Consider the following 3,481-nt stretch of genomic DNA (forward strand, 5'->3'; position numbering starts at 1 on the left):
CTTGTTTGCTATGCCTATTTTTATTACTAACTGCTCTCTTAACACAAAAATTATAGTTCGATATTACTTCATACAAATTCAAGTTTTACATATTAGTTTCCGTGACTACTCGTGTAAGATATCATACTACACAAATACATGAATTCTAAAATATAAATGAATTTTTGATAAGTAGGGTATGTGTTCATTTTCTTACTAAGTATATACTTTCTCTGAAATTTACTCCATAATTTATCAATAGTTAATTTTTTATCTGCTATAGTTTCAAGTATAAGAGCACTGATTCCAATATAGCTTTCGGTTAGCGTTACATATTTATTAGGTAATATCATATTTATCCTCCTACACTATTCTTTTTCAAAAATATCACATTTATCAAAAATATAAACAATTAAAAATTTCATTGGAATAAGAACCGCACTTTTACTATTAGTATATGATAATGTTTCATCAATTATTGTATCATATAATTTTATTCCAGATAATTCAATTGACAATTCCTCATATTTTTTAATAATAAAATTCTTTACTCTTTCAAATTTATTGGCAAAAAGAATATCTTGATTTATGCTCTTGACAGCCTTTTCAACAACATCTAATTTAGTAATAATACTCTCAATCTCATCTCTTCTATCATTTAAATCATTAATCTCAATTTTCTTTATACTAGATATTCTATTATACGTAGTTAATTCATCATCAAATACTATTTTAGAATGAATATTTCCTGATATTTCACCTATTATATCTATAATAATAGTTTCAGTTATAGCATTATAGTCAATAAGATTCTTTATATGTAGCACTGAGGACAAACGCTTCAATAATTCGATATCATCAATTGTATTAAGTAAATCTCTAATATATTCATTATTTACAACACTATATTTAAAATCTATTGAAAATTTTGCTTTTAATTCTTGCACTGTAGTTTCAAAAAATCTTTCACTATCATGTGGTAACTCACAATCAAAAGTATTTACAATAAATATAAATTTTTCTATTCTACCATTCCATTTAGCATCTTTATATACAATTTTAATTAATCCCTCTAAATCTGTTTTGAATTTCTTTTGTATTTCTTTTTTTAATGATTCCTTAAGTCTCGTCGGTGCATATATTTGATAAAACAACGCATCTTCTACAACCCAACCATCATTTTTTTGATCTCCGCCATAATAATCAGGCATCTCGTAAGTTTTTCCTTGTGATTCATAATATATTTTAAAGACTTCTTTTAATTTCAATTGATAATTAATCCCTGTTATTCCATTAATAAAAAGAATTATACTTTCAATATAATCATATTTATCCAGTGTAATCACCCCTACTTCTTGTGCATTTCATGTAAATAAAACCTCGTAACTACCTCATATATATCATAAATTATAACACTAATAATTAGTACCTACAATGTCGAATCCATTTACTTTTTATCATTAAGTTCATATTTAAACCATAAAAAAACACCTAAATATCTTCATTACCTGAACCTAATTAAACCATTATGCCGCCTTCGGCATAATGGTTTATATGTTATTCATTAATTACGTCTTCTTAAACTACAACTAAGATGTCCTAACTCCTAACATCCGCTCCAAATCTCCATTATTCCCTCCATTACCCCCCTAGGCTTTCTCTCAAACTCTCCCCAACTAAAATCATACACTTTCCCATTGCACTCTACCCTAATTTCCTCATCTTTAATAAATATCTTCATTCCTTCTATAGAAAACCCCTTAATTCTACCATCCTTGTTTATGCTTTTTTTACCTAATTAACATTTAAATGGAATTTTGCTTTTCACCTCTTAATATAATACAATTAGAAGTAATTTAATGTTAAATTTTATAAATAATAGAAATATATCTAGCCTTTATCATTTTACAAAGTTAGATAATTTAAATAGTATTCTTGATAAAGGGTTATTGTCTGTTGAGGATTTAAAAAGATTTAATATTAATTATAAAAATAATGATAATCTAAGATTAGATGGCATGTTAACTGGTATTAGTTTATCTATAAGTTATCCTAACTACCGCATGTTTTATAAATATAGGAATTTAGTTGCAAATTTAGTTGCAAATTGCGACGTTACTTGGTGTGTTATTCAATTAAATCCACAATTGTTAATTGATAAAAAGTGCATATTTTATACTTCAAACGCTGCCACAATTTGTTTTAATCCAAGTGGTATCAATGGATTACAAAGCTTATTTTATGAAAATGACAGTAGATTGATGTATGAATTAACTGATGAATTTACTACTGACCCTCAAGCAGAAGTAATAGTTTTAGGTGAAATGGAACCAACTTATATAAAATCAATTAAATTTAATACTCCTGTAGTGAATTTCCCTGAAAATTTTGACTTTAAAAAATATAAAGAAAAGTATACACTAGAATTTGATAACACCGTTTTTAGCTATAGAAAAGACTATGCATATTGGAGGAAATGATGGCTATAAGAAACGTATTTATCGTTGACAACAGTGAGAATTTTTTCAAAAAAATAGATATAGAATTTAAGTGGTTTCCTGGATTCGCAGTATCCCAAAAACAAAAATCAATAGATGATTTACATGAAAATTTCAAAGAAAAATATAAAGGTAAAAACCCTCTAGAGATATCTAGTAAATCTAGAGATGATTTAGGCATTAATTTAAGCGCATTTAATTTGATGATTAACACCCCAAAGGGTAAAGAGTATAGTGTAGAATGTGCATTTCAAAGTAGTAAAGTTTTTGAAAATGGAGGCCCTTATAAGGATATACTGTATATGACATCTAGAGACGCTAAAAAGGACAAACGATTAAAAGAATCAGGTAAATTAATAAGATTTGAATTTTACAATGTTGTATGGGAATTAGAACCCAAAACACTGTTCTATGATTGGCTATATATAAATGCACTATATAAAAAGAAAGCCTTGGCAGCTGAAGTTTTAAAATTTGATGCTTTTACAGATATTGAATTTAATTCTATGAAGTCAGTTAATTGTCAAGCTGGATCAGTGGCATTATTTGTCTCATTAAGTAGAAAAGGATTATTAGAAAAAGCAATTGTAAATCCTTTAAACTATAAAAATATTATATTGACTAAACATACAGATAATCAACAAATGAACTTTCTTGACTAGAAACAATTTTAAAGAAGTGAGTAAATCCGCTAAACTGGTACCTATGTCAAGCACATTATAAAAAAGAGTGTTAGGTATCTAAAAGATGATTTCTGTATTGTTAACAGGAGTCATTTTTTTAAGTTCCATTGGTATCTATAATTGTTATATCACTTTATTTTTTATGTTAGCATTTTCATTATAAAACCTTATTGCGTTTTATTTTTTCTTTCAATTACTATTTTATCACACATAAATCGAGTAGGTAAAAGTCGGTAATAAATTTCCGACTTCTTTCCTCTCACAGAACCGTACGTGCGGACCTCGCATACGGCTCCTGGCAAAACTAAAAATTATTTATTC

The 3,481-nt window shown here is 27.0% G+C and carries 5 protein-coding genes; 2 read left to right on the forward strand and 3 right to left on the reverse strand.

The window, feature by feature from the left end:
• Positions 1–92: 92 nt before the first annotated feature.
• From KPL37_RS19190 to KPL37_RS20210, 3 genes are all read right to left on the reverse strand, one after another.
• Entirely contained in the window at positions 93–332 is a 240-nt protein-coding gene (locus KPL37_RS19190; protein WP_216151676.1) for an ABC-three component system middle component 6, read from the reverse strand.
• A 15-nt stretch (positions 333–347) separates the two neighbouring features.
• Positions 348–1,325 (reverse strand): hypothetical protein, encoded by a 978-nt coding sequence (locus KPL37_RS19195; protein WP_343216315.1) that lies wholly within the window; start codon positions 1,323–1,325, stop codon positions 348–350.
• 260 nt (positions 1,326–1,585) lie between these two features.
• Positions 1,586–1,720 (reverse strand): hypothetical protein, encoded by a 135-nt coding sequence (locus KPL37_RS20210; RefSeq protein ID WP_281418735.1) that lies wholly within the window; start codon positions 1,718–1,720, stop codon positions 1,586–1,588.
• A 118-nt stretch (positions 1,721–1,838) separates the two neighbouring features.
• On the opposite strand from KPL37_RS20210, the gene KPL37_RS19200 reads away from it, so the two are divergent.
• A complete protein-coding gene (locus tag KPL37_RS19200; RefSeq protein ID WP_216151677.1) occupies positions 1,839–2,459 on the forward strand; it encodes a DarT ssDNA thymidine ADP-ribosyltransferase family protein in 621 nt (206 codons plus the stop codon).
• Positions 2,459–3,139: a DarT1-associated NADAR antitoxin family protein gene (locus KPL37_RS19205; RefSeq protein ID WP_216151678.1), complete on the forward strand. Its 681-nt coding sequence runs from the start codon at positions 2,459–2,461 to the stop codon at positions 3,137–3,139. The genes KPL37_RS19200 and KPL37_RS19205 overlap by 1 nt, the downstream gene beginning before the upstream one ends.
• The last annotated feature ends 342 nt before the right edge of the window (positions 3,140–3,481 follow it).

It is taken from the genome of Clostridium frigoris, assembly GCF_018861865.1.
Classification (GTDB): Bacteria; Bacillota; Clostridia; order Clostridiales; family Clostridiaceae; genus Clostridium_AD; species Clostridium_AD frigoris.

Bases quoted from the DNA above. Each gene is read 5' to 3' on its own strand.
- KPL37_RS19205 (WP_216151678.1), top strand. From the start codon at position 2,459: ATGGCTATAAGAAACGTATTTATCGTTGACAACAGTGAGAATTTTTTC.
- KPL37_RS20210 (WP_281418735.1), bottom strand. From the start codon at position 1,720: ATGAAGATATTTATTAAAGATGAGGAAATTAGGGTAGAGTGCAATGGG.
- KPL37_RS19200 (WP_216151677.1), top strand. From the start codon at position 1,839: ATGTTAAATTTTATAAATAATAGAAATATATCTAGCCTTTATCATTTT.
- KPL37_RS19190 (WP_216151676.1), bottom strand. From the start codon at position 332: ATGATATTACCTAATAAATATGTAACGCTAACCGAAAGCTATATTGGA.